Source organism: Actinacidiphila acidipaludis (assembly GCF_019890725.1).
Taxonomy (GTDB): domain Bacteria; phylum Actinomycetota; class Actinomycetes; order Streptomycetales; family Streptomycetaceae; genus Actinacidiphila; species Actinacidiphila acidipaludis.
In genome coordinates, this window is sequence record NZ_JAINZZ010000023.1 from 44,675 (window position 1) to 70,036 (window position 25,362).

Sequence of the window (25,362 nt, forward strand, 5' to 3'; positions counted from 1 at the left end):
CGTCAGGCGGAGAGGCGGCGGCCCAGGAGGGGGAGGAGGCGGTCGGTGAGGAGGCGCTGGGCCGGTTCGGTGGAGCGCCAGAGCAGGCGGTGGCGGGCGCCCGTGGTCAGGTCGAGGGTGAAACTGGTGGTGGTCAGGCCGCGGCGGAACGAGGCGCGGGCTATGGCGGACACCGGTATCACGCGGTTCGTGGGGTGGGCCGCCAGGAGTTCGGCGGGGGCGTAACACAGGGGGCGGCCGGCCTTCCTGGCCGACGTGCCCGCCTCGTAGGACTGCAGCAGCGTCGTGGCCAGGCCGCTGCGGATGCGGACCAGGCTGTCGGCGGTGATCCACAGTGTGCCGTGGATCCAGTCGGACCATCCCGTGGTGCAGGTGCGCGCCACCAACTGGGCGGGCTGGAGCCGCACTCCGGGGGCGCGGGCCACGGTGTGGTCCAGCAGCGTCTCCCAGTCGTCCAGCGACCGCAGGTGGCGGCCGCGTTCCCACCACTGCTCCGTGACGGAGGCGAACCCGGCGCGGGCCCTGCCCGCGGTGTCGACGGTGACGAACGCGGAGACCGTCCACCCCGGCTTGAACGTCTCGACCATGATGCGGCGCGGCACGGCCGGGGCCTCCTGCGACCACTGACCGTCCGCGTTCTGCCAGTCGACCGGGCCGACCGTCAGCCCCGCGTCGAGCCACCGCGTACGGTGCGCCGCCAGCCGCACCGCCGCCGCCCCCAGGTCGATCCGTTCACGCACCGCCCTCGGACCCCCTGTCGTCGGCCATGCCCTCACCGTACGTCGCGGCGGCGGCGTGCAGGAGGCGGCCGGCGGCCCGGGATGCCCGGTGCGCGGGATCGTTCACGCCCGGGGCAGGGTGACGTCGGGCCAGGACATGCGGAGTTTGACGGGGGTGCCGTGCAGGCGGGCGGGGTCGCCGCCGGGCGCCCCGACCGGGGCGGTCCCGGCGCAGGTGCCGCCGATCGCCCGGTAGAAGTGCTGGGCGGAGGTGTTCTGTTCGAGCACCCACAGGTACATCGCGGGCCGCCGGGCCCGCTCGGCGACCACCTCGACGGCACGGCCCATCAGCGTCCTGCCGATGCCCGCCCGGCGGTGGGTGTGCGCGACGTGCAGGTTGTCGACCAGGCTGCCCCAGCGCTCGTCGTCGTCCAGGACCACGTGCACGAAGCCGGCGAGGGCGCCGTCGTCCTCGGCGACGACGGTGACCGCGGCCGGGCCCGGGGCCGCCAGCCGGCCGCCCCACACGGCCTCGCGGTCGGCGACCACGTCACCGTCCAGGAACGCGTCGGAGTACGCGCCGCGGTAGTGACGCCGCCAGCTGTCCGCGTGCAGCCGGGCCACCGCGGCCGCGTCCCGTTCGCCGGCCGCCCGCAGACGTACCGGTGTCATGCCGCGGCCAGCAGGCTCCGCACCGCGGCGGCCATCGCGTCCCGCACGGCGGGGTCGGTGACCAGGCCGGTCGCCGGGTCGATCACGGACCGCGGCACGGGGATGTCCGCGCAGCCCTCGTCCACCACGCGGGCGTCGGTGTACGTCAGGACCGTGCGCAGGGCATGGTGCGCGCCGGCCGCACCCGTGGGGGCGGACGAGACGTTGATCCAGCCGGAGGGCTTCCCGCTGGTCTCCGAGCCGCCCACCGTCCAGTCGAGCAGGTTCTTGAACGAGCCGGGCAGGTTCCCGGCGTACTCGGGCGTGCAGAAGAGCAGCGCGTCGGCCTCGGCGATCAGGCCCCGCAGCCGGGCGACTTCGCCGGGCAGCGGGTCGTGGTCGTCGTCCGGGTTGAAGTGCGGGAGCTGCGCCAGCCCTTGGTAGAGGACCGGCCGGATCTCCTCCCCCAGCACGTCGGCGACGGTGTTCAGCGCGGCGGAGTTGGTGGAACCGGCACGGGTGCTGCCGCTGATCATCAGGACGGTGGGGATACGGGTCACGCCCCGATGCTACGGGGCCGCCCGGCGCGGACGGGGGCGGCTCCGCCGAACTGCCTCTGTCCGCAGGGGGGTTCAGGGTCATGTGGCGACCGGGCGGCGGCCGCGGGCGTCACCGGACGTCGCGGCCCAGCACCTTGCCCGCGATGGTCTCCAGCGCGGCCAGGTCCTCCGGCGTCAGGCGGTCGACGAAGTGGTGGCGTACGGAGGCGAGATGGGCGGGCGCGGCGTCGCTCAGGGCGTCGAGTCCCTGCTGGGTGAGGACGAGCAGGCAGCCGCGGCCGTCGTCCGGGTCCGGCGCGCGCCGGATGAGGCCGCGCGCTTCCATCCGTGTGGCGTGGCGGGACAGCCGGCTGCGTGACCAGGCCATCTTCGCCGCCTGCTCGTGCAGGGTGCTGGTGCGTCCGGGGCGTTCCGACAGCGTGCTCAGCACCTCGTAGTCCGGCTCGGAGAGCCCCACCGCCGCCAGGTCGTGCGCCGTGCCGGCCTGGACGGCGGTCACCATGCGCCGGAACGCGCGCCACGCGCGCTCCTCCTCGGGGTTCAGCCAGCGCGGGGCGCCGGCCCCCGACGATGTCGTTGACATGTAACCAATCTAGCGGTTATTTTCGTTTCCATGTCAACGACACCGTCCGCAGCACCGCTCCGCGTCCTCGTCCTGGTGTGCGGCACCCGCCCCGGCGCCCTGGGCCCCGCGATCGGGGCGTGGCTGACCGGAACGCTCGCACCCCGCGCGGCCGAACTCGGCGTCGAGCTCGTGCCGGTCTCCCTCGGCGACCTCCGCCTGCCCTTCCTCGACGAGGAGGAGCACCCGGCCACCGGCCGCTACGCGCACGAGCACACCCGGCGCTGGAGCGAGCTCGCGGACGGCGCGGACGGCTTCGTCGTGGTCACACCGGAGTACAACTACGGGATGCCGGCGACCCTGAAGAACGCCCTGGACTACCTCAGCGCCGAATGGGCGTGGAAGCCGATGGGCTTCGTCAGCTACGGCCACACCTCCGCCGGTACGCGCGCGGTCCAGCACGCCAAGCAGGTGGCGACCACCCTGCGGCTGGTGCCGCTGGGCGCGACGGTCGCGATGCGCATCGGCGACGCGACCGAGCACGGGAAGGTCCGTCCGGACGCCCGGCTGGAGGCGGCGGCCGTCGGCGTCCTGGACGAACTGGTCCGCGTCTCCCAGGCGCTGCGGCCGATGCGCGAGGCGGCCCGGGCCGAAGCCCTGCCCGGCCCGCTGCCCGGGTCCTACACGCGGCCGCTGACACCCGCGGACGCGGCCGAGGTCACCGTGCTGCAGCGCGCCTGCTGGGTTGAGGAGGCCCTGATCAACGACACCCTGGCGATCCCGGCCCTGCACGAGTCACCGGCGGACGTCCGCGCCTGGCTCGCGGAGTGGCACACGACGGGACTGTGGCGGGACGGCCGCCTGCTCGGCCTGGTGCGGGTGCGCCGCGTCGGCGCCGCATGGCACGTCGGCCGCCTCGGCGTGGTGCCGGACCTGCGGGGCCTCGGCGTCGGGCGGTGGCTGCTGCGGGCGGCGGAGGCCGCCGCCCCGCCGGAGTGCGAGCAGGTCGTGCTCTTCGCCGGCGCGCGCAGCCACCACAACATCGCGTTCTACCAGCGGCAGGGGTACCGGCTGGAGCCGTCCGACGCGAACGACGGCACCGTGCGGCTCGCCAAGCCGACCGCCGCCGAGGGCGCGGCTACGACGCCCACCCTCGACGCGATCTGCTGAGCGGCGCGATCTGCTGAACGGCGCGATCCCCCGAGGTGCCGGCGTCGGCCCGCATGCGCCGCCCGTCGAAGGGCACCCGTCAGGCGGCCAGGGGCAGGCGGCGGAGCTTGAGCACGCTGTCGGTCAGCCGCGCCGGGCGGCCCTCCGGATCGATCGCGTCCCGCTCCACCGCGTCGGCGACCAGGATCTCCCAGTCGCCCTCGGGCAGGTCCAGGCCGCGGCGGACGTCGTCGGCGGTCGGGAAGTCCACGTCGTGGTGAGCGTGACCGGCGTGGTCGCCCTCTTCGCCCTGGTGTCCGTGGCCCCCGTGATCGCCTTGGCCCGCATGGTCACGGTGACCCGCATGGTCGCCGTCGTCGCCGGGCGCGCCGGCGTCCCCGGACTCACCGGCGCCCGGCACCGGGGCCCACGGCGGGCGGGCGGCGTGGCCGACGACCAGCAGCACGCCGCCGGGCGCGACCGCGTCCGCGGCGGACCGCAGGATGCGCTCGCGCGGGATCTCGATCGGCGAGTGCAGGAAGTGCGTCGAGACGAGGTCGTAGGTCCCGGCCGGGAACGCGTCGGCGAGGTTGTGCCGCTGCCACTCGATGCGGCCCGCGGGCACTCCGGCCTCGGCCGCGTGTTCGGCGCCGCGGTCCAGGGCGACCTGCGAGACGTCGACGGCCACCACGTGCCAGCCCTGCTTCGCGAGCCAGATCGCGTCACCGCCCTCGCCGCAGCCCAGGTCGAGTACGGTGCCGGGGGCGAGCTCCGCCGCCTCCCTGACCAGGGCCGCGTTGGGCCGGCCGCTCCACATCCGCTCGGTGCCGTAGCGGGTGTCCCAGTACTCCTCCGCGGAGGCCGGTACCTCGGGGCTGCTCATGTCCATCCGTTCCTTTCGTCGTCGCAACGTCCTACTCCGTCCGGCCCTGCCGGCGCCAGGACCCCGCGCCGTCCCGGCACAGGCGCGTCCCGCTCCCGAAGGGTCCGCGAAGCCCCGCCGACTTGACAAAGCTTGTTGCCGGATCGGCAAATGGAAGGGTGACCGAGGACTCCGACATCACCGGTGTGCTGACCGCGGTGGGCCCGCGGCTGCGGGCGCTGCGGCGCGAACGCGGCGCGACGCTCGCACAGGTCGCCGAAAGCACCGGCATCTCGCTGAGCACCCTGTCCCGCCTGGAGTCGGGGCAGCGCCGGCCCACACTGGAGCTGCTGCTGCCGCTGGCCCGGGAGTACCGGGTGCCGCTCGACGAGCTGGTCGGCGCGCCGGCCACCGGCGACCCCCGCGTGTACCCGCGCCCGTTCACCCGGCACGGCCAGACGTTCATCCCGCTCACCCGCCACCTGGGCGGCCTGAACGCCTACAAGCAGATCCTGCCGCCGCGGTTGGGCCCGGACGGCAGGCCGCCGGACGTCCGCCCGGAGCAGAGCACGCACGAGGGCTACGAGTGGCTGTACGTGCTCTCCGGGCGGCTGCGGCTGGCGCTCGGCGAGCACGACCTGGTGCTGGCGGCGGGCGAGGCCGCCGAGTTCGACACCCGCACGCCGCACGGTTTCGCCAACGCCGGTACCACGCCGGTGGAATGGCTCAGCCTGTACGGAGCCCAGGGGGAGCGCATGCACGTACGCGCCCGCCCCGGCCGAGGACCCGCCTGAGGCCGGCCACCGCCCCTGACCACCCGGCGGGACCGTCCGGTTCGACCATTTTGCCCGTCTTGATTTCCTCGACGGATTCAGCCTGGAAAAGGTCCCGAGGCTGCTGTAACACTCTGTGCCAGCTGGGTTGTGGCCACCCGGACCGCTGGAGGCTCGCGCGCACTGGGGGCGGGAACCGCCGACGCGCCGGTCGGGCGAGGAAGGTCCACTCGGATGGAATCCGAAGCGATACAGGGCGCGTCGGCGCCGCCGCAGGGGTACGACGAACCGGGCGACATGCCCGCCGCGGCCGCGCTCTTCCAGATCGCGGCCTCGCACGGCGCCGGCGGCCGGGCGAACGAGATCAGCGCGGAGTCGGGCCTGGACGACGCCCGGCTCACCGCCGGCTGGCGGACGTTGCGGGAACTGGAGCTGGTCCGGCTGTCCGGCGGTGTGGTGTGGCCGGTGGACTGCGACACCGCGCTGCGCATCCTCGTCGGCAGCTACACCTCGTACGCGCGGGCGCAGTTGCACAACGTCGGCGAGGCCAACGAGGCCGCGCACATGCTGCTGAACGTCTTCGGGCGGAACACCCCGGCGCAGGCGGCGCCCTGCCCGGAGCCCGCGGACACCGGGCGGCGGCCGGTGGTCGTCGAGCGGTACACCGGGCCGGGCAGCCGCGAACGGGCACTGCGGGACACGGCCGGCTCGCTGCGCGCGTCGCTGGACTCGCTGCACCGCGGCCCACTGCCGTCCGACCGCGCGATCCTCGACACCCAGCTGGAGCTGGTCGCCGGCATGGCCGGCCGCGGCATCCGCATGCGGGCGCTGCACTCCCCCGCGATGCTGCGCGAGCCGGCCTGCGCCCGCTATCTCGCCTCGCTCACGGACCTCGGTGTGCGGGTCCGGCTGGTCGACCGCGTCGCCCTCGACCTGCTGATCGTCGACCGGGACACCCTGTGCCTGACCGGCGCGGCCGACGACGGTCCGTCGTCCCGCGGCGGTGGGGTGGTCGCGGACGACACGGCGATGGTCCGGATCCACGGTTCGGCCCTCACGCCGTCGTTCCAGGCCCTGTTCGACGCCTACTGGCGGCTCGCGGCCCCCTTCGTCCCGCCGAGCGGCGGCCGACTGCCCGTGCGTGGCCCGCAGTTGAGCACCTTCGAGCGGGCGGTGGTGCGGCTGATGTCCTGCGGCTACGACGACGGCCGCATCGCCCGCGAACTCGGCGTGGCCCCACAGGCGGTGGCGGACGTGGTGGACGCGCTCGTCCAACGCCTGGGCGCGGCCAGCCGGTTCGAGGCCGGCTTCCGGCTGGGCCGCGCGCTGGACGCGGGGCGTCTGCCCTAGGACCGGCCCCGAAGTCCTCCGCGGACGGCCGGGCCGAGCGGGGGACGCGTCTCCCGGGGCCGCACGGCTCGGTCGGTCCTCGGACGCCGGGACGCGTTCCTCCGGCGCGGGACGGCGGTCCCCGGGGACCGGCCCGGCACGGCACGGCACGGCACGGCAAGCGGAATGCTCCCGTAGGCTCGTCGTGACCACGACCGTACGCCGTACGGTCCTCGCGCGCCCGGAGCCGTCACCCGCCCTCCGGTCCCCCGGCGCCCTGGGCGCCTCGCCCGGGTGCGCGGACCGACGGGGTGTCCGACGGGGAGCCGCCGATGCGCAACCGCCAGGCCCTGCAGGCTTTGCTGGCCCGCGCCCGGGCCCGCGTCGACCCCGTGGAACTCGGCCTCGCGCCGCGTGCCGATCCGCGGGGCCGCCGGGTGCAGGGCCTCACGCACGAGCACATGACGCGGCTGCTCGGCTGGCCCGAGCACAAGTACGGGTACGTCGAACGCGGCCGGCTCGCGCACATAGGCCCCGACGTGCTCGCGCCCATCGCCCGCATCCTGCACCTGAGCGAGCACGAGTGGGAGGCCGTCGTCCTCTACGCGACCGGGCTGCTGCCCGCGCACCCGCTGGACCCGCGCCCGGGCACGGCCGTGCCGTGGCCGTGGGAACGGGTGCTGCGGACCACCGACGAGATCGCGTACATCAACGACGTCGCATGGGACGTCGTCGCCTACAACACGGCCTTCGCCCGGCTGTTCCGCAACCATGTGGTGCCCGGGAACACGATGCGGTGGATGCTGTTCGCGCCCGAGGCCAGGACCGTGCTGATGGACTGGGAGCACAGCTGGCTGCCGCTGCTCGTGCCGCAGTTGCGCAACGCCGTGTCGGCCCACCCCCACAACCGGACGCTGGCCCGCCTGCAGGCCGACGCGCGGCTCGACCCCGCGGTGGCGGCGGCCTACGACTCGCCCTCGCAGGAGTTCATGGGCCCGCGCGCCGACGAGTCCCGGCCGCTGCTGCACGCCGAGCTCGGCCCGGGGTGGGCGACGATGTGCGCGGCAGGCCCGTTCGGGGTGCCCGGCGGCCGGCTGATGTTCATCCTCTTCGACCCCGGCGAGCGCCGTCCCGCGCCGCGGCCCCCGCTGTACGCGCCGGCGCCCGGCCCGGTCGACCCTGCGCACGGGTCCGGGGCGGCCACCGCTTAGTCTCGGACCGAAGGGCACGCGAGGGGACGTTCCGGACAGCCGCCGCCCGCGGGCGGGAGCCGGCCGGGACCGCCCGGCGAGGCCCGCACGGACGGACGCGCCCGGATGGACGCGAGAAGGCGAGGACGGTCATGACTGGGGTTGCGGCGAGCGGAGTGGCGGCCGGCGGGCTGGTCGGCGGCTACGCCATCGCCCGGTGGACCAGGCGGCGCGAGCTCGGCGGCGTGGCGCTGGCCGCGGCCGGCGCGGTCGCCGCACGCGAGTGGCGGCGGGAGGCGGGCACCGGAGCGGCGGCTGCCCTGACCGGTGCGTACGTGGCGGCGTTCGCGGGCTCGCACCCGCTGGCGAAGAAGGTGGGCGCGTGGCCGGCCGTGTTCGCGGTCGCGGGCGGCGTGGCCGCCGTGTCGTGGGTGGTCGCGGGGCGCGGCGCCCGGTAGTCCGGGGGCCGGTGCCCGGGACGGGCGGCCGCGCTTCTCCGGGCGACAGGCCGGCGGCCCTGGCAGGGGGGTCGCCAGGGCCGCCGGGGTTCTCGGGGGGTGTCCTCGTCCGCAGCGGAGATCGGGCCGGGGCCCGGAGGACCGGGGGCCGGAGGACCGGGGGCCGGGGAGTTTCCCGGCGGGAAGGGCCTTCCGCGCCCGGTCCCGCGCGGGTCCGGACAGGCCGACGGCCCTGACAAGGGGGGGTTCGCCAGGGCCGCCGGGGTTCTCGGGGGGTGTCCTCGTCCGCAGCGGGGATCGGGCCGGGGCCCGGAGGACCGGGGGCCGGAGAGGTTCCGGCCGGAAGGGCCTTCCGCGCCCGGTCCCGTGCGGGTCCGGACAGGCCGACGGCCCTGACAAGGGGGGGTTCGCCAGGGCCGCCGGGTTCTTGGGGGCGCGTGCCGGTCAGACCGCCACGTCGTGCGCCTGCAGCCAGGGTACGGGGTCGACGGGCGCGCCGCCGCCAGGACGCACCTCGAGATGCAGATGCGGCGCTGTGACGTTCCCGGTGGCGCCGACCCGGCCGACGGTGTCGCCCGTGGTCACCCGGCCCTCGGTCACGCACATCGTCGACAGGTGGCAGTACCAGACCTGCGTGCCGTCGTCGAGCGTGACCACCACGCGATAGCCCTGCGGGCCCGCCCAGCCGGCCGAGGTGACCGTTCCGCCGTGCACCGCGTGCACCGGGGTGCCGGTGGGGGCCGCGAAGTCCTGGCCGGTATGCAGGTTCGACCACGGGTCGGACTCGCCGAAGGCCGCGGTCAGTGTGGCCGAGGCCAGCGGCTTGATGTAGGAGGCGGCGAGCGCGGCGCGGCGCTCGGACTCCGCCTGGGCGGCGGCCTCCGCGTCGGCCTTCGCCTTCGCCTCGGCGGCGGCCTTGGCGGCCGCGGCCTGCTCACGCACCTTGCGGGCCGCGGCCTCGCGTGCCGCGTGCTCGGCTGCGACCTTGGCAGCGGCGTCCCGCTCGGCCTGGGCGGCGGCCTCGCGCTCGGCGGTGGCCTGCCCGATGATGCGGGCGCGCAGCGCCTCGCCGGGGTCGGTGACGGCGGGCGCCGCCGTGGGAGCCGGACCCGGAACCGGGGTCACCGAGGGCGCCACCACGGGGGTCACGGCCTCGGCCGGCGCGGCGGCCGGTGCCGGGGCGTCGGCCGGGACCACATCGGGGACCGAGACGGCCACGGGCGCGGCGCCCTGGGCCGGCGCGGTGGGTGCCGCCGCCGCGACACCGGCGGCTCCGACCGCGGCCATGGCCGCGATGCCGAGGACGGTGCCGCCGCGGGCGACGTTGCGCTGGCGCGGCAGCTTGGGGGCGACGGTAGCGTCGCCGGGGACGTCCTGCGCCGCGCTCGGCACCTCAGCGAAAGGGGCCTCCGCGATGGGAACCTGCGTGAAGGGCGCGTCCGCGAAGGGGACCTGTGTGAACGAGGGCTGTGTCTGCGTGAACGGGGGCTGCGCGACCGGGGGCTGCGCGAACGGGGCCTGCCCGAAAGGGGGTTCCGCCGGACGCGGGGCCTCCGCCGGGCTGGGCGCCTCGGCGAACCGGGGTTCCGTCGTACGCGGCGCCTCCGTGAAGAACGCGAACGCGGGCTGCTCCCCGTCGGATCCGGGCTGCGATGCTGCACCGGTCCCGGGCTCGGGCCGGGCGGGTGCGTAGGCAGGCTGGTTCGACGCCACGGGGGCGCTCTCCTTTCCTTCCCTCTCGCCTACCGGGTTAGCTGACGGGTTCGGAGCAGGAAGGTCTCCTACGGACAGGCTCGCGACTGTCCGATTCACCCCAGGTTCTCGGGTCCCCGGTTCCCGCGGACGGGATTCGGCAAGCGCACGGTGCCGCCTCTTGCGGCGGTGGTGACGACCGCGCTGCGTTATCGAACGTTAATAGAGCCGGAGGCGAAATCCAAGCTGAATCGGGGAGTTGGCCACGGAACCAATCGGGCACGAGTGATGCAGAGAGGCTAAAGCGGTCACCCGGTGCGGTCCGGCAACGATATGAACGTGTGTCAGTTGTTATCAACGGCAGCCCTCCGTGACTACATTCGGTGAACGAGCGGACGCGGTCCGGCGCAGACCGGGACCCGGCGCGCGCGAGCCCCGGCCGCCGGCACCCGGCCGCCGGGCGGAGCGAGCGCCAGCGGTCTGGACCTGTGCCATTACGCGAACCGCTTGGCAGGCCGCGGCGACCGGCCCCACGATGGGCTGGCTCGACGTTCTTGTCATGCACTCGCCCTTGCACGTCCGCCGACCCCACCGCACCGCGACGCCTCAGGGAGCCCCCATGGCACGTCCCAGCCGTCCCCCCACCTCCCCCGACGGGACCGCGGCCGATCCCTCGGCCGCTCCCAGCCGCCGCTCGCTGTTACGCGGTGGCCTCGCCGTGGGCGCCGCGGCCACCGCGGGCCTGGCCGGCGAGTTGTGGACCGGCCGCGGCCGCGCGTCCGCCGCGACCGTCGACTACCCGGGCGCCACCTGGGCACCGGCCAGCACCGCCAACTACACGGCCTCCAACCGGCCGACGTCGTACCCGGTCAACCTGGTCGTCATCCACGTGACGCAGGAGACGTTCAGCGACACCATCAAGCTCTTCCAGGACCCGGCGCACGCGGCCGCCGCGCACTACGTCGTCCGGTCCGCCGACGGCGCGATCGACCAGTGCGTCCGCGAGCACGACATCGCCTGGCACGCCGGCAACTGGGACTACAACACCCGCAGCATCGGGATCGAGCACGAGGGGTGGGTCGACCAGCCGTCGTACTTCACGACCGCGATGTACCACGCGTCGGCCGCGCTGACCGCGGAGATCTGCGACAAGTACGGGATCCCCAAGGACCGCAACCACATCATCGGGCACTACCAGGTGCCCGGCACCGACCACACCGACCCGGGCCCCAACTGGGACTGGGTGCGCTACATGCGCCTGGTCAACGGCGTCTGACGGCACGACGCCACGGCGGCCCGCGCGGCCGCACGTCGCGCCGGCGGCCTGTCCCCGACCCGGGTCAGGCCGCCGGCAGCGGGAACATCTCGCTGAGGCGGGGCAGGCGGCGCGCCGCCTCCGGCTCGTCCAGCGCACTCCACCGGGGGCCGTGCAGAGTGGCCGTCCCGCCGGCCGCGCCGGAGATCCGCTTCGCCCGGACCGCCGCGTCCAGGGCGTCGGCCGGGAGCGCGGCCACCCTCTCGTACGCCTCGGGGGCGAGCCGGTCCAGCGACTCCCAGGCCGGGCGGTCGTCACGCCACGTCTCGCGGGGGAGGCCGGACAGCCGCAGCACCTCGGGGACGTAGGCGAGGGAATCGGGGTCGCGGACCGCCGCCTCGAAGACCGGGCGGCCCAGGCCCACCAGCCAGTGCCGGAACCAGCAGAAGGTGTCGTCGGAGCACCAGCCGCCGAAGACCCGGTCGGCGGCGGCCCACAGGCTCCACGTCCGGGACTCCGCCATGCGCTGCTCCAGCCCCGCCTGGAAGCCGATGATGCCGTCGAGCGACTGACGCGTGAGGGCGGCCCGCAGCCACGCGTCCCGTTGGTCGCCGGTGAGGCCCTGCCGCCGGCAGCCCGCGATGAGAGTCCAGAGGGGGTCTGTCTCCATGCGGTGACTATGCCAGCGGACTGTCACTGGGCGCAGGGGCAATTTCACCTGATGGACGGTCAGCGGCCTCCGGCCCGGTAGCGGGGTACGGCTTCCGGGGTCCCCCGGGCCCCGTTCCCGTCCTCCGCCCGTGGCCGGTTCCTCGCGCCCCTTCCGGGGCCCGTCCTGCCCCGCTGGGGTGGGTTCCCGGCCTCCGCCCAGTGGGTGGTTGCTCGCGCAGTTCCCCGCGCCCCTTTCGGGGCTCGTCCTGCCCCCGGGGGTGCGTTGCCGACTGCCACCTCGTCGTGGCTTGTCGCGCAGTTCCCCGCGCCCCTTTCGGGGCTCGTCCTGCCCCCGGGGGTGCGTTGCCGACTGCCGGTCCGCTGTGGCTTGTCGCGCTGGGGGCACCCCGGAGGCCGAAGGGGCGCGGGGAACGGCGCGACAAGCCAACGCGGCGGCGCACACGGCAGCAGCGGACCGGGGGCACCCCGGAGGCCGAGGGGGCGCGGGGAACTGCGCGACAAGCCAGCCACCGGGCGGAGGACGGGACACACAGCTGAGGGGCAGGACGGGGACCGGCCGGCGCGGGTGGACGGTACGGGCGGGACCGGGACCGTGATGTGCGGGCCGGGCGCACTCCGTACCCCCCACAGCGGGAGCGTGTTAGCTTCGGCAGCCCACAACCGGAGGTGCGGATGGGGACGGCGGTGCTGGGCGCGGTGCTGCGGGACATGGTGGGCGACGACGCGGTCGTGGACGAGGTGATCGCCGCGGCCCGCACCTCCCCCGAGGTCGCCCGGCTCCCCGTCGCCGAGAACCGCCGGCACGTCGCGGTGCTGCTCGCCTCGGGCCTGGCCTCGTTCGAACGGCCCGGGACGGACCCGCCCGACCACGACCCCGTCGCCGCCCTGCTCGGTGCGGACCGGGCCGAGCAGGGCGTCCCGCTGACCGCCCTGCTGAGCGGAGTTCAGGCGGGACGGCGGCGGGCCCTGGAGATCGGGGTGGACCGCGGCCGCGCGGCCGGGGTGCCCGACGCCGTGCTGCTCGACGCCCTGCTGCACTTCGACCGGCACGCGGGCGCGATGGAGCGGCACGTCATCAGCGGTTACCACACCGCGCAGCTCGAACTCGCCCGCACCGCACGGGACGCGCGCACCCAGGTGCTGCGACGACTGCTGCACGACGGGGCGGAGGCGTTGCCGTCCGACGAGATCGCGCAGGCGGGTCTGGACGCGTCCGCCCGTCACCACTGCGTGCTGTCCGAGGTGACCGATCCGGTGCGGGCGCGTGCCCTGGAACGTGAACTGGCGGTGCCCGGAGCCCTGTTCGGCCTGGTCGACGGCCGGTTCGCGGGATTGACGCCCCGGCCGCCCGCCCGACCGTCAGCCGGCCAAGGGCCCCTGGTGCTGGTCTCTCCCGCCGTGCCGCTCGACGGCGTCCCCGCCGCCCATCGGCTGTGCGCGGCGGCGCTGGCCACCGCGTCGGCCCACGGCCTGAGCGGCACGCGGCGGCTCACCGGCCTCGCCGCGGAGACGGCACTCGCCGCACAGCCGGCCCTCGCGGCCCTGCTGGCCGGGGAGTTGCTGGGCGCCCTGGACCCGTCGGACGACTTCCACCGCGATCTGGCCCGCACCGCCCTGACCTACCTCGACCTCGGCCACCGGCTGGACCTGGCCGCGGCGGCCCTGCACGTGCATCCCAACACCGTGCGGTACCGGCTGACCCGTCTCGCAGGCCTGACCGGGATCCCCGACGCCCTGGACGACCCGCGCGTCCTGCCCACCCTGCGCTGGTGGTGGGCCCTGCGCACCTGGCTGGACGCGTCGCGGTCGAACGGCACGGTCAGCCGAGCGACTCAGCGGCCTGCTGGTAGTCGGCGGCCTGGGACGGAGTGAGGATGCGGGAGACCCGGATCAGCGAGGCTCCGACGTAGTAGTGGTACTCGCTGGCCGCCAGCCCCTGGAGCGTGGCGGCCAGGTGCTGGGCGCGGGCGCGGGCCTGGCCGACGGTGGCATAGGTCTCGATCACACCGCCGAGATCCACCGGGCTCGCCCCGGTCCCGGTCACCTCTCCGGGCTGGATACGGGAGTCCGTGAAGGCGGCCTTCGACTGGTATCCGCCCGCTTTGCCGAGCAGGTGGTCGGGATCCGTTGCGGAGGTGTAGACCACACTGGTGGCCATCGCGGAAATGCCCTGCTCCAGGTAGGCGGCGACCTGTTCCGCGCTGCCGAGCCCGACCGGAGCCTTGTGGTCGGCGGCAGACTGCGTGCCGGCGGGTTGCGTGCCGGCCGCGGCGGTGTCCGCCGCGCAGCCGGCGAGCAGGGGCCCGGCGGCCAGCAGGACAAGGCAGACAGCGGTGACAGATGCGGTACGGATGCGCATGATCCCCCCGGAAGGGCCAGTGAAGGGACACACCGTAACGCCCTGCCCTATGCCTGGGAGGCACTTTGCCGAAGAAGAAGGAACGCGCTCTCACCGAGCGCCGGCAGGGGTCGTCGGGCCCGGAGCCCCGGCCCGGGGACCGGCCGGCCGCGCGCGTACCCTGGGTAACGGCCGCACCCCCGACGAAGGCGCGGCATTCCGGGTCCGGGAAACCGTTCCGGAAGGGCGGGGGAAGCTTCGATGACGGTTTCGGGAGTCCCCGGAATGGGCAGAAGTCAGCGTGTTCACCAAGAATAACCGTACGGGCACCAAGCGTGACCGACGAAGAGGCATCAAGCGCCTCACGGAACACTCCACGCCCTCATTCCCCTGAGGTGGAACGGAGTTCGCGACCAAAACAGGGCAAGCCGCCTCCGGGCTCTCGGAACAGCGGGCGCCGCTGCAGGTTCCTGACATCCTCGGTCGCTTCATTTTGCGCGCCTAATAACAGAGGTGTATACCGCGGAACTTGATCATCCGGGTTTCGTATTCTGTTGTTGACACCCTTCACTCCGCTGCTTAATCTCAGCCATGACCCGGCAAGATGACTGCCGGTCGGGGGCCTGAGGAGAACCACGGGGCTGGTCACCCTGTGGTTGCGAAGTCAACTAGATCATGCATGTGCCCCCGGCAATACGCCGCTGAACAGTCGGATTACCACGGGGGACAACGTGGCCAGTGCAAAGCAATTCGCTCAGCTGCCTTTACCACAGACCAGACATAGCCCCTCAATGGCTCTGTCACGGGAAAACGAGGGACAAAACTCCGCAGACGGTGTGGTGCGCACCCTGCTCGAGGCCAGGGCGCTGATCGACTCGACGATGTCGGCCCACCGCCACGGCGCGGGCCACGCACCGCTCGCCACGACCGGCACGGAGGCCGGCACCGAGGGCGAGTCCGTCGCGCGGCTCATCGGCGGCGCGGCCCGGCGGGTCACCGCGGTGCTCTCCGGAGATCCGGGCCAGTCGGAGGCGGTGGCCACCGGGATCGCCCGGCTCACCGCCGGTCAGCGACGTGCCGACCGCGGCGTCCACCCGGTGGCGATCCGCCTCCTCGCCGCCCCGCAGGCGCTGGAAACCTCCCTGGTGAGGACGGTCGCGCCGAAGACCCCGCACTGCCAGGTGCGCACGGTCGACAACGAGCTCGACCAGATCCTGATGGTGGACGGCCGGACCCTGCTCGTACGGTCCGACGGCCCGCCCGGCCACGAGCCGCTGGTGACCGCGATCGAGGAGCCGGGGGCCTGCCGGGCCATCGAGCTGCTGCTGATCGGCGCCTGGCGGGCGGGCAGTCCGCTGGCCGAGCAGAGCAGGCCGGGGGCCCGCCTGGGCACCCAGATCCGCACCAGCGTGCTGGAGAGCCTCTACGCCGGCCGGCCCGACGCGGTGGCCGCGGACCGGATGGACATCTCCCTGCGCACCTATCGGCGTCACGTCGCCGACGTCATGCGGGAACTCGGCGCCGAGTCCCGCTTCCAGGCCGGAGTGCGCGCCGTCGAGCTGCGCCTGCTGGCACACGTCTGATCGCCGATCGTGTCATCGACGGAAACATGCGCGGGAGCATGGAAGAAAACACGGTGATATATCGATCGGACGTCCCGCCGGACAAGATGGAGCAGGACCTGCTCAAGGTCCGGGCGCTCATCGATTCCACGGTCGCGCGACGCCGCCAGAAACTGGCCGAAAACTCACTCGTCAGGAAACTCGGGCTCGGCAGAAAAGAACTGGTCGCCGAAATAGGGCGCCAGGTCAACCGGTCCCGGAATTCCGTCGACATTCTGCTGCCGGACGACCTGGAAGTCGCCGGCGCCGCATTGGAGGCAGTGAAGGAACGACTCTCCCCGGCCGCACCGACGGTGACTGTCCGTGTTCTGTGCGCACCCGGGTGCGTGGACGAGAGCCTGGTCCGCCGCATGGAGGAGGATGAGCGGTTGACCGTGCGTACCTCCCGGTCGCAGGGACTGACCGCCAGCATCATCGACGGCAGGACCGCTCTGGTGTGCGCGGATCCCACATTGGACGCCCGCGCCTCGACGCTCCACGCGCCCTCCGTGATCCGGGCGCTGGAAAAACTCTTCGAGAGCATGTGGCAGGCTTCGGCGCTCGCCGCCGGGCCGATCGATTTCGGGAACCAGGCCCGCTCGGACATGGCACGCGAGGTCCTGCGATGCCTGCGCCTGGGTCTCACGGACGAAGTCGCCGCACGCGAGTTGTCCATTTCCGTGCGCACCTATCGACGCTACGTGGCCGACATCATGAAGGCGCTCGCCGCCGACTCCCGGTTCCAGGCCGGCGTGCGGGCCGCGGCACTCGGTCTGCTGCCGCCCGGTGGCAAGGGCGGCGGCGATCCGGCGTCCCGGTCCTCGGGCGCGGGCACCCACGCGGCCGACACCGGCGAACCGGAACCGCCGCACTGCTGAACCTCGGGCGTGGTGCCGGACGGTCCACGCACAGCGCCCCGCCGGGCTCGGCCCGGCGGGGCGTTTCCGTGCTCGTCTCGCGGGCATCGAGACGCACCGGGACGGACGGTTCCGCCCGGGTGTTCGGGTCAGCGGAGGCGCGGCCGTCGATCTGCGAGCCGCGCCCCCACCCTTCGGACGCCGTGCTCCCGGGCTGGTCGGCACACCGGGCGGCTTCCGGAAATTCCGCCGGACCGCAGGGGGGGTGAACGCGGTTGGCGGAATTCACCAGCCCGCTGTTCCGCACCGCGGTTGGGCTGTTGAAAACATTTCTATCCCGCGGGTGAGAGCCGGGGCAACTCCGCGGCAGGATAGTGCCATGGGCGCGCGGCTCACGCGCTCCGGACAACCTCCGACCATTCCCCGGCCGCCGGGAAACGAAACCCCCCGAGCATCTTTCCGTCCCGCGGCAACCCCTGCGACCTGGCACTTTGGTGCCTGAAGGCCGCCGGGCGAGGGCGGCGGAAGCCCGGTGAGAGGGCAGGGGAAAACGCCTCGGAGTCGCGCCGGATACCGGCGCCGGCAGAATTCGACTCATTCCGGGGAAGCCGCCGAGGACCGCAGTGCGCCGACGCACCCGCCACACGGGAGGTGCCCGGGAAAGGGGGATGCGGCACCGAATCCGGCACCAGAAATCCGGTCCAGCATTCTCCATTCCCCATACCGTTCAGGCCTTTACGGCCGAACTCCCGCGGCACGGCGAGGAAAGGGGGATCAGCGCGTCCTGGAGGCCACGAAGCCGCAGAGCGAGGCGAGGGCGTGGCGGGCCGGCCGGTCGGGCAGCACGGTCAGGGCGCGACGGGCCCGCCGCAGCCGGTCGTCCCGCATGACGCGGGCCTGGTCCACGGCCGGCGACGCGCACAGCAGCGCCAGCGTCCGGGAGCGGGCCTCGGGCGTCGCGTCCGGCCCGGCCGCCAGCAGCTCCCGCAGTTCCGCGCCCTGCGGGCGGTCGTCCTCCAGGGCCAGCAGCACCGGCAGACTCTCCACACCCACCGCGAGGTCCCGGCCGCGTTCCTTGCCCAGCCGCTCGGACGGCGCGGTGATGTCGAGCAGGTCGTCGCCGATCTGGAACGCGACGCCCAGGTGCTCGCCGTACTCGGCCAGGCTGTCGGTCTCCGACGGCGTGGCCCCGGCCTGCAACGCCCCCGCGCAGAGCGAGGAGGCGATCAGCGCGGCCGACTTGCCGGATATCACGGCGAGATAGTGGTCGAGCCGTCGCTGCCGCTCGGAGGGCCCGACAAGTTCCAGCATCTGGCCCTCGACGAGCCGCCGGGACGTCCGTGCCTGCAACTGCACCATGGCCGGGCCGAGTTCGGCGGCGAGCTGGGCGGCCTTGGACAGCAGCCAGTCCCCGGAGAACGTCGCCACGCCGTTGCCCCAGCGGGCGTTGACGCTGCTCACCCCGTGCCGCGTCTGCGCCTCGTCCATCACGTCGTCGTGGTGCAGCGAGGCGACGTGCACCAGCTCCGCGACCACGGCGGCGGTGACCACGCCGTCCCAGACCTCCGCACGGCGTTCCGCGGGCCCGAACTCCGCGCCCAGCAGCGTCAGCAGCGGGCGCAGCCGCTTGCCCCCGGCCTCGATGAGGTGCGCCACGACCTCGGCCACGAACGGGTCGGCGGCCTCCAGCGAGCACCCCCGCAGCCGCCCCTCGACCACGTCCATGCCGCGGCGCAGCCGGCGTCGCATCCCGGGGTCACCGGCGGTCACTTCGGCGATGAGGGAGTGTCGTCTCCATCGTGCGGCAAGCGTGGGCACGCGGCCTCCTCCGGTCACGGCCCGTGCGACAGGCCCGTACTGCCGTGATCGTAGGAACGGAACGGCCGTGACCTCGCGGTTCGCCGGGGAACCTGTCCGCAACCGGCCACCGGGGCCTACTGGTTGGCGCCTGCGGCGGTCCGCGCCGGGCCCCGGCGTCCGTTCGACGCGACGCCGGGGCCCGGCACTTGCAGGTTCATGCCGCGCGCTCGACGCGCGGCCTCATGTCCCCGTGTCCGGGAGGGACGCCGTCCCTGCCTCAGCTCTGCCGGAGCGCGGGCATCGGGATGGGGATGTTGAAACTGGTGGCGCCCGCGCCGACGCCGCCCTCACAGGAGTTGGGCGGGACCGTGGTCACCCCGCGGGTCGCCGGCCGCTCGGCCGCCCAGAACATGTAGCCGAGGAGCCCGGGGCTGGTGCCGGCGCCCGCGGGTGCCGCGCTCTGGGTCCACGCGCTGGTCCCGTTGGTCACGGACGACGGGAAGTCCGTGCACTCGGGGCGGACCTGGGAGCCCTCGGCGATGTAGAGGCTGCCGGTGAACTTCGCCGGGGCGAGCGGCGGGATCGCCGGGCTGTAGTTGGCCTTGCCGGTCAGGTGCTCCTGCCAGTTGGACTCGGCGCCGGCGGCCGTGGGCTGCTTGCTGGGCACCATCGCGTTGGCGTAGTCCAGCACCGGGCCGCTGGTGGTGAGCCAGTGGGCGCTGGCGTACTGGTCGAGGTCGATGAGCCAGCGGTCGCCGGCCGCGACGTCGATGGTCAGCCGCGCGGTGGGGTCGGCGCCCGACGCGTCGTAGGGGTGCGCGGCCCGGTAGGCGTCGATGAACGCCTGGAGCCCGGCGGTGTTCGGGCCGGAGCTCTGCTCGTAGTCGATCTCGATGCCCACGCCGAGCCGGGAGGCCAGCGCGGCGGCGCGCTGCCCGAGCAGGGTGGGGTTCTGCGCGAGGGCGGTGTTCCAGTCGTCGGTGTACGTGATGCCGCCGATGGAGAGCATCACGCGGATGCCGTGGCTGGTGAAGTAGTTCACGACGCCCTGGTTCATGCCGACCGGCACCCCGTCGGCGTTGCCGCTGTTCGTCGTGCCGTTGAGCAGGGTGAGCGGGTTGACGAAGCTGAGCACCACCAGGTTGACCGAGGGGCGGCCGTCACCGCGGTCGATCAGCCAGTGGTTGGCGTGATCGAAGTCGGTCATGTCGCGCACGGTCGCCCAGGTGCACGCGTCGTTGCCGCAGTGCCAGGCGCCGTAGACCTGCGGCGGCGTGCCGGTCGCCGCACCGGCGGGGGCGGTGGACGGAACGACGGCGGCGGCCGCGGTGAGCAGCGCGGCGACCGCGTAGGACGTGAGCCTGCCGCGCGAGGGCGGGGCCGGACGGGAGGAACGAGACGGACGACGCATGAACGCCTCCTGACGCACCGGTGACTTCGGGACGGGGGCAACGGTGAGGCCGTTGACCGAGTCCTGTCAATCTGTAGGTCCGGACCATTCTGCGGCGCGGCACGGTAACGCTTCGGGCGTCCGGTGCGTCCCTTCCTGAGACGAGCCGTCGCGTCGCCCTCGCCGGGCGGGGGAACGCGGCAGGCGGAGCGGACGGTGGACGCCATGAGGCACACGAGGCGGGGCGAGCCGGCGGAAGGGCGCGGGCTGCCGGGCGGGCCCGGACTCGGGCGCGTACCGGGCCGGGGCTCAGGGCCCGGGCCGGCGACCGGCGGTGAGCAGGCCGTTCGGCGCCGGGAGCCGGCCGGGACCGTGACCTGGTGGACTGCCGCGACCACCGGGCGCGCTATCTTTCGACAGCCGCCCGGCGCTCCCGCGCCCGGCGGCCGGTTGTGGAACCGCCTCGGTACGGCGGACGGGTGGTACGGGATCGGGATGGGGCCGCAGGAGGGCCCGCGCGTCCCCCCGCGCCGCGGCGCCCGGCCGGTGTCCGGGGTGAGCTCCACGGACCGGGACACGGGGCGGCGCACGGCAGTGCCGGTGCCGCCGGCGGCCGGTGAACGCGACGAGGACGGGTGGGCAGGGCGGAGGTGCGGCGGCGGGACACGACGGACGACGCGGAGTTCGGCGCCGCTCTGGCCAAGGCCCGCGAGGGCGACGAGGCGGCGTTCGGCACCGTCTACCGGGCGCTCAACCCGCGCCTGGTCGGCTACCTGCACGGCCTGGTCGGGCATGACGCCGACGACGTGGCGTCCGAGACCTGGCACGACATCGTCCGCGGGCTCGGCGACTTCCGTGGCGAGGGTCCCGCGTTCCGCGCCTGGGCGGCGACCATCGCCCGGCACCGCGCGCTGGACCACCTGCGCAGGTTGAAGGTCCGGCCCCGGACCACGGAACTGGAGGACGGCACGGCGGAACCGCCGGCCGAACGGGACTCCGAGGGACTGGCCCTGGAGAACCTGTCCACCGCGCACGCGCTCTCCCTGATCGCCGAACTCCCGCGCGACCAGGCCGAGGCCGTGCTGCTGCGTGTGATGCTCGGGCTCAACGCCCCGATGGCCGCGAAGGTCCTGGGCAAGCAGCCCGGCGCAGTCCGAACCGCCGCTCACCGCGGCCTGAAACGCCTCGCGGATCGCCTGGGCCGCACCGGCGGTGCCGAGGAGGAGTGACGAGATGACCGCGAGCGAGCACCCCGAGTTCCCGTTCCCGGACGACCGCCCCGGACCCCACTGGCTGGACGAAGAGGTGGCGGAACGGCTGCTCGACGGCGAGCTGGACGCCGCCGGCGTGGACGGCCGGGCCGCGGACCTCGCCCGGCTGCTCGCGCTGGCCGCGTCCGAGGCCGACGCCCGCCCGGTGCGGCCCGACGCGGAACGCGCCGTGATGGCGGCGTTCCGGGAGGCGCACGCGGCCGGGCATCGTGCGCGGCCGGTCCGAGCGGCCGGCGCGGCACCGGGACGGCGCAGGACGCGCGGGCCGCGCTCGCTGAAGGCGCTGGCGGGCGGCGTCGCCGCGGTGTTCGTGCTCAGCGGGGTGGCGATCGCCGCGGAGACCGGAACGCTCACGCACCCGTTCCACTCGGGCGGCGGCACCCCCGCCCGCACGCGGTCCGCCTCCCCCTCGGGGACGGTCACGGGGTCGGCCAGCCCCTCGCACGACCGTCCGGCCGGAACCACGGGGGCGCCGACGCACACCACCCCCGGCAGCAGCCCGTCCGCGACCCCTCCGTCGAGCCCGTCGCCCCTGCCCGGGGTCAAGGGCCTGTGCCAGTCCTACGCGAAGGCGTCCCAGCACGGTCACAACCTGGACTCCACGGCCCAGCGCCGCCTCGCCGCGGCCGCCGGCGGCCCCGCCAAGATCCCCGCTTTCTGCGCCCAGTTCACCCCCGCCCCTCCTCCCGGCCACACCAAACCCACCCCCACCGCCTCGACCCACAAATAACGAGCATCGGGGTCTCCCCAGGCCAGCGCGTCGGCGCCGACGCCGGCGCCCGGGGGGCAGGTCGAACCCGGAAGGGGCGCGAGGAACGGCGCGACCGGCCACAACGCACCGCCCGACGGCAACGGCGCCCAAGGGGCGGATCGGACGCCGAAGGGGCGCGGGGAACGGCGCGGGCGATCCACGGGGACAACGCGACCGCCGGGCCGGGAGAGGCGTGACCCCTCCCGGCCCGGCGGCCGAGGACCATCAGGACGTCACAGCGTCGCGAGGTGACGGCGTCACTGCGTCACGGCGTCAGAACGCGCCGACGCCGTTCGGGGTGCCGAGCCCGGTCGGCCCGTCCCAGCCCGCGCGGGCGTTGCACCACTGCGAGGTGGTGCAGCTGCCGTTGCTGCCCGAGGTGACGTCGTTCAGCGAAGACGCGTGCGTGTACGGGTAGTTGTTGTCGATGGAGCCGGTGTTGCCGGCCAGCGCGAACACCGACGCGATGACCGGGGACGACACACTGGTGCCGCCGAAGACCATCCAGCCGACGTAGCCCTGGTAGGCGGTGCTGTCGTACACCGCGACGCCCGTCGAGGGGTTGGCGACCGCGGACACGTCCGCCTCCGCGCGCTTGGCGCACCCCGTGCCGAACGAAGCGGCGCCGCTCAGCGCCGTGTTGTAGGCCGAGCAGCCGCTGCCCGCGCCACTCCACGCGGTCTCCGTCCAACCCCGCGTGTTGGACGCGGTGTTGAGGGTCGTGCCGCCGACCGCGGTGACGTAGTGGGAGGACGCCGGGTAGCTCGCGCCGTACCCGTTGTCACCGGAGCTCGCGGTCACCGCGATGCCGGGGTGGTTGTAGTAGGAGCCGTAACTGGCGTCGGAGGCGTCCGAGCCGCCGTAGCTGTTGCTGATCGCCACCACGCCGGGGGTCTTGGCCGCCTGGTTCACCGCCGCGCCGAGGTTCGCGAAGCTGGAGGTCTTGGCCTCGACCAGCAGGATGTGGCAGTTGGGGCAGATCGCCGAGACCATGTCGAGGTCCAGGGAGATCTCCTGGGCCCAGCCGCCGTCCTTCTTCGGGTAGGTGGTGCCGCCGGTCTGGCTGACCTTGCTGAAGCAGCCGTTGGCCGTGGTGCAGGCGGGCAGCCCGAACTGGGCGCGGTAGACACCGAGGTCGGCCTCGGCGGTCGGGTCGTCGTACGCGTCGACGATCGCCACCGTGCGGCCCGCGCCGGCTGTCGCCGACGGCAGGTTGTAGGCGGACTGGAGGCTGGACGGCCCGTAGCCGGACGGCGTCGCGTTCGGCGAGACCTTGTTCGCCTGCACGATGTCGGTGCGGACGATCGCCTTGCACGACGCGAACCCGGGCTTGCTCGTGGCACAGGAGTGGGCGGTCTTCTGGGCGGGCTGCGCGGCCTTGGTGGCCGCGTGCGAGGCACCGGCGGGGCCGAGCACCGCGAGCGGGATCCCCGCCAGGGCCGCCACACCTATACCGAACAGCCGTGCGCGCAGTTGCATGAACTCTCCTCAGGGGTCATGGCCGAGCGCTGCATGGTGGGGGCATGACAATCGCTGAGCGATTCCGCTGGTGAACGGGTGAAGTGTGGTGCTCTCCGGGTCAGTTGCGCAAGATGTCCGCAGGCACCGGCCGTTGCGATCGGGGTCCCGGCCGGCGGGTCGTCCGGCGGCCGGGGGCGGGCGGGAGGACGCAGGTGACGGCACGGGCGAAGGTGCGGGCAACGGCCCCGAGCGGGGCCCGAGTTGCGCGTGAGGGACCTGGGCAGGTATCCACAGCGGTAACGCTTGGGGGAAGGGTGAGCCCATGGCCAGACTGTCCGACGCCTGGAAGCGGTCCGCGCCGGGACGGTTGACGAAACAAGCCACGCACATCGAACTGCTCCACCGCTCCATGGGGTTCGCCGCGCTGGGCTTCGTCACGCTGATGCCGCTGCTGGTGGTGGTCGCGGCCGCGACGCCCTGGGAGAACCGACCGGGGTTCGCCCAGTGGGTCGTCGACGGCATGGGGCTCAGCACCGACGGCGCGCACAGCGTCCGGAGCATGTTCGCTGCGCCGCGGAGCGTGCTGAACGCCACCAGCGCCTGGGGGCTCGTCTCACTGGCGTACTTCGGCCTCAGCTTCGTGGCGAGCGTGGAGAACGGCTACCGCAAGATCTGGGACCTGCCGGCCGGGCCCTGGCACCGGGACTGGCGCCGCACGGTGTGGCTGGCCGTCCTGACCGCCTTCCTGTTCTGCGAGTCGCAGAGCGCGGCCGTCATGGGCAGTGGGCCGGTACGGGGAGGCCTGCGGTTCGCGCTGACCTTCGTCGTCGGCGTGCTCTTCTTCGCTTGGGGGCAGCGGTTCCTGCTGTGGGGGCAGGTGAGCGTGCGGACGGCGCTGCCCGGGGCCGTCTTCACCATGCTCGGCCTGGCCGGCCTGCGGATGTTCTCGCAGCTCTTCTTCGCGCCGATGATCGTCAGCAACGCCGACGCGTACGGGCCGGTGGGTACCGTGCTGACGATCGAGACATGGCTGGTCGGCGTCGGCTTCGTGGTGTTCGGCGGGGCGCTGCTCGGGCGGCACGTGCGGGATGGCCGCATGCTGCGGCGCGGGGCGGAGATACCGAGGCCGCGGCCGCCGGAGGGGTGGTTCGAGACGCCGGAGGTGCCGGCGCCGGAGATTTTGTGGCGGTCCGACGGAGCCGGCGGGGCCATCGACTGACGGCCCGCCGTCCTTCCGCCCGGGTGCCCCCGTCCCCCCTTTCGCCCGGCCACTCCCGCACGCCCTTCTTCGGGCTCCGCCCTGCCCCCTGCGGTGCGTTGCCGTCTGCCGGTCGGCCTGTGGTTGCTCGCGCTGGGGGCACCACCGGGCGGAGAGCCGGGAACGCGCACCCGGGGGCAACCCCGAATCCGCACCCCCGGGAACAGCTAAAGCAACGGCTTGAACATGTGGACGTCCTCAGCCCCGCCAGGGATCCCGAGGGTGCGGCCCGTCTCCACGTACCCGTGGCCCGCATAGAACGCCGGAGCCTGAAACGTGAAGGACGACACGCACGCACGATCACAGCCGCGCCGCCGCGCCTCCTCCTCCGCCGCCAGCAGAATCCTCGAACCCCAGCCGCCGCGGCGACTCCCCTCCCGGATCCAGAGCATCTCGATCCCGAGCAGACCGCCCCACGTCCAGGCGGTCAGCCCGCCGATGAGCTCGCCGTCGTCATCGGCGACCCGCACCGAGAGGGTGCCCTGATCCGCGGCCGTCGTCCCGGTGGCGGGGAAGTTGACCTCCTCCAGCCCGCGGGTCAGTCGCGCGGTGAGCTCGGGGTCACGCTGCCCCACCCGCAAGGTCCCGTCCTCGTGATCACGCGTCATACCGCCGAGTCTCGCACGCCTCCCCGCAAGAGACGACGACGCGGCAGCCGACGCCAAGCCCCCGGGCACCACGGAAGCCGCACCGCACTCACGCGCAGAGCCGCACCCCGGTCCCGCGGAAGGCGACCCCTCTTTGGACCAGCGGGACGCCCCCT

24 protein-coding genes and 1 riboswitch are annotated in these 25,362 nt (G+C 74.0%); of the genes, 12 read left to right on the forward strand and 12 right to left on the reverse strand.

Going from position 1 to position 25,362, the window contains the following annotated elements:
- Positions 1-2: 2 nt before the first annotated feature.
- The 4 genes from K7862_RS19310 to K7862_RS19325 form a co-directional block, all read right to left on the reverse strand.
- Complete coding sequence (locus K7862_RS19310) at positions 3-740, reverse strand: hypothetical protein (RefSeq protein ID WP_222964119.1); 738 nt, start codon at positions 738-740, stop codon at positions 3-5.
- A 102-nt stretch (positions 741-842) separates the two neighbouring features.
- Positions 843-1,391 carry a GNAT family N-acetyltransferase gene (locus K7862_RS19315; protein WP_222964121.1) on the reverse strand — a complete coding sequence of 183 codons (549 nt, stop codon included), beginning with the start codon at positions 1,389-1,391 and terminating at the stop codon, positions 843-845.
- Entirely contained in the window at positions 1,388-1,930 is a 543-nt protein-coding gene (locus K7862_RS19320) for an NADPH-dependent FMN reductase (RefSeq protein WP_308012070.1), read from the reverse strand. Before K7862_RS19320 ends, K7862_RS19315 begins: the two co-directional genes overlap by 4 nt.
- A gap of 109 nt (positions 1,931-2,039) precedes the next feature.
- Positions 2,040-2,513 (reverse strand): MarR family winged helix-turn-helix transcriptional regulator, encoded by a 474-nt coding sequence (locus K7862_RS19325; protein ID WP_262413438.1) that lies wholly within the window; start codon positions 2,511-2,513, stop codon positions 2,040-2,042.
- A 30-nt stretch (positions 2,514-2,543) separates the two neighbouring features.
- Between K7862_RS19325 and K7862_RS19330 the strand changes: the two genes are divergently transcribed.
- Positions 2,544-3,662, forward strand: a complete 1,119-nt coding sequence (locus K7862_RS19330) for a GNAT family N-acetyltransferase (RefSeq protein ID WP_222964123.1) — start codon at positions 2,544-2,546, stop codon at positions 3,660-3,662.
- 79 nt (positions 3,663-3,741) lie between these two features.
- Here K7862_RS19330 and K7862_RS38275 read toward each other — a convergent pair whose 3' ends face one another.
- Positions 3,742-4,524, reverse strand: coding sequence for an SAM-dependent methyltransferase (locus K7862_RS38275; protein WP_222964125.1), 783 nt, complete (start codon positions 4,522-4,524; stop codon positions 3,742-3,744).
- A gap of 158 nt (positions 4,525-4,682) precedes the next feature.
- On the opposite strand from K7862_RS38275, the gene K7862_RS19340 reads away from it, so the two are divergent.
- From K7862_RS19340 to K7862_RS19355, 4 genes are all read left to right on the forward strand, one after another.
- Positions 4,683-5,297, forward strand: a complete 615-nt coding sequence (locus tag K7862_RS19340; RefSeq protein ID WP_222964127.1) for a helix-turn-helix domain-containing protein — start codon at positions 4,683-4,685, stop codon at positions 5,295-5,297.
- A gap of 213 nt (positions 5,298-5,510) precedes the next feature.
- Positions 5,511-6,626: a hypothetical protein gene (locus tag K7862_RS19345; RefSeq protein ID WP_222964129.1), complete on the forward strand. Its 1,116-nt coding sequence runs from the start codon at positions 5,511-5,513 to the stop codon at positions 6,624-6,626.
- 311 nt (positions 6,627-6,937) lie between these two features.
- Positions 6,938-7,816: an MmyB family transcriptional regulator gene (locus K7862_RS19350; RefSeq protein WP_222964131.1), complete on the forward strand. Its 879-nt coding sequence runs from the start codon at positions 6,938-6,940 to the stop codon at positions 7,814-7,816.
- A 131-nt stretch (positions 7,817-7,947) separates the two neighbouring features.
- On the forward strand, positions 7,948-8,253 hold the full coding sequence (locus tag K7862_RS19355; RefSeq protein ID WP_222964133.1) for a hypothetical protein: 306 nt from the start codon (positions 7,948-7,950) through the stop codon (positions 8,251-8,253).
- 444 nt (positions 8,254-8,697) lie between these two features.
- Here K7862_RS19355 and K7862_RS19360 read toward each other — a convergent pair whose 3' ends face one another.
- Positions 8,698-9,966, reverse strand: a complete 1,269-nt coding sequence (locus K7862_RS19360) for a M23 family metallopeptidase (RefSeq protein ID WP_308012071.1) — start codon at positions 9,964-9,966, stop codon at positions 8,698-8,700.
- Positions 9,967-9,977: 11 nt separating this feature from the next.
- A riboswitch (cyclic di-AMP (ydaO/yuaA leader) is annotated at positions 9,978-10,118 on the reverse strand.
- A 446-nt stretch (positions 10,119-10,564) separates the two neighbouring features.
- Here K7862_RS19360 and K7862_RS19365 point away from each other — a divergent pair.
- Positions 10,565-11,221, forward strand: a complete 657-nt coding sequence (locus K7862_RS19365) for an N-acetylmuramoyl-L-alanine amidase (protein WP_222964135.1) — start codon at positions 10,565-10,567, stop codon at positions 11,219-11,221.
- A 64-nt stretch (positions 11,222-11,285) separates the two neighbouring features.
- Here the strand turns inward: K7862_RS19365 and K7862_RS19370 are convergent, their stop codons facing one another.
- Positions 11,286-11,870: a DUF4240 domain-containing protein gene (locus K7862_RS19370; protein ID WP_222964137.1), complete on the reverse strand. Its 585-nt coding sequence runs from the start codon at positions 11,868-11,870 to the stop codon at positions 11,286-11,288.
- Positions 11,871-12,544: 674 nt separating this feature from the next.
- Between K7862_RS19370 and K7862_RS19375 the strand changes: the two genes are divergently transcribed.
- The gene (locus K7862_RS19375; protein ID WP_222964139.1) at positions 12,545-13,744 is read left to right on the forward strand and encodes a helix-turn-helix domain-containing protein; all 1,200 of its coding nucleotides are present in this window, start codon (positions 12,545-12,547) and stop codon (positions 13,742-13,744) included.
- On the opposite strand, the gene K7862_RS19380 is transcribed toward K7862_RS19375, so the two are convergent.
- Positions 13,692-14,231 carry a hypothetical protein gene (locus K7862_RS19380; RefSeq protein ID WP_222964163.1) on the reverse strand — a complete coding sequence of 180 codons (540 nt, stop codon included), beginning with the start codon at positions 14,229-14,231 and terminating at the stop codon, positions 13,692-13,694. The genes K7862_RS19375 and K7862_RS19380 overlap by 53 nt on opposite strands.
- Positions 14,232-15,049: 818 nt before the next feature.
- Here K7862_RS19380 and K7862_RS19385 point away from each other — a divergent pair.
- Positions 15,050-15,793 (forward strand): helix-turn-helix transcriptional regulator, encoded by a 744-nt coding sequence (locus K7862_RS19385; protein ID WP_222964165.1) that lies wholly within the window; start codon positions 15,050-15,052, stop codon positions 15,791-15,793.
- Positions 15,794-15,831: 38 nt separating this feature from the next.
- Positions 15,832-16,689 (forward strand): helix-turn-helix transcriptional regulator, encoded by an 858-nt coding sequence (locus K7862_RS19390; RefSeq protein WP_222964167.1) that lies wholly within the window; start codon positions 15,832-15,834, stop codon positions 16,687-16,689.
- 753 nt (positions 16,690-17,442) lie between these two features.
- Here the strand turns inward: K7862_RS19390 and K7862_RS19395 are convergent.
- Together K7862_RS19395 and K7862_RS19400 are read right to left on the reverse strand one after the other, a co-directional pair.
- A complete protein-coding gene (locus tag K7862_RS19395) occupies positions 17,443-18,486 on the reverse strand; it encodes a polyprenyl synthetase family protein (RefSeq protein WP_308012072.1) in 1,044 nt (347 codons plus the stop codon).
- 259 nt (positions 18,487-18,745) lie between these two features.
- On the reverse strand, positions 18,746-19,879 hold the full coding sequence (locus tag K7862_RS19400; RefSeq protein WP_262413440.1) for a glycoside hydrolase family 18 protein: 1,134 nt from the start codon (positions 19,877-19,879) through the stop codon (positions 18,746-18,748).
- Positions 19,880-20,493: 614 nt separating this feature from the next.
- Here K7862_RS19400 and K7862_RS19405 point away from each other — a divergent pair.
- Together K7862_RS19405 and K7862_RS19410 are read left to right on the forward strand one after the other, a co-directional pair.
- The gene (locus K7862_RS19405) at positions 20,494-21,087 is read left to right on the forward strand and encodes an RNA polymerase sigma factor (RefSeq protein ID WP_222964169.1); all 594 of its coding nucleotides are present in this window, start codon (positions 20,494-20,496) and stop codon (positions 21,085-21,087) included.
- Positions 21,088-21,091: 4 nt separating this feature from the next.
- Positions 21,092-21,859 (forward strand): hypothetical protein, encoded by a 768-nt coding sequence (locus tag K7862_RS19410; protein WP_222964171.1) that lies wholly within the window; start codon positions 21,092-21,094, stop codon positions 21,857-21,859.
- A 294-nt stretch (positions 21,860-22,153) separates the two neighbouring features.
- On the opposite strand, the gene K7862_RS19415 is transcribed toward K7862_RS19410, so the two are convergent.
- Complete coding sequence (locus K7862_RS19415) at positions 22,154-23,359, reverse strand: S53 family peptidase (RefSeq protein WP_222964173.1); 1,206 nt, start codon at positions 23,357-23,359, stop codon at positions 22,154-22,156.
- A 304-nt stretch (positions 23,360-23,663) separates the two neighbouring features.
- On the opposite strand from K7862_RS19415, the gene K7862_RS19420 reads away from it, so the two are divergent.
- Positions 23,664-24,560 (forward strand): YhjD/YihY/BrkB family envelope integrity protein, encoded by an 897-nt coding sequence (locus tag K7862_RS19420; RefSeq protein ID WP_222964175.1) that lies wholly within the window; start codon positions 23,664-23,666, stop codon positions 24,558-24,560.
- 206 nt (positions 24,561-24,766) lie between these two features.
- Here K7862_RS19420 and K7862_RS19425 read toward each other — a convergent pair whose 3' ends face one another.
- Positions 24,767-25,207 carry a GNAT family N-acetyltransferase gene (locus K7862_RS19425; protein ID WP_222964177.1) on the reverse strand — a complete coding sequence of 147 codons (441 nt, stop codon included), beginning with the start codon at positions 25,205-25,207 and terminating at the stop codon, positions 24,767-24,769.
- Between the last annotated feature and the right edge of the window lie 155 nt (positions 25,208-25,362).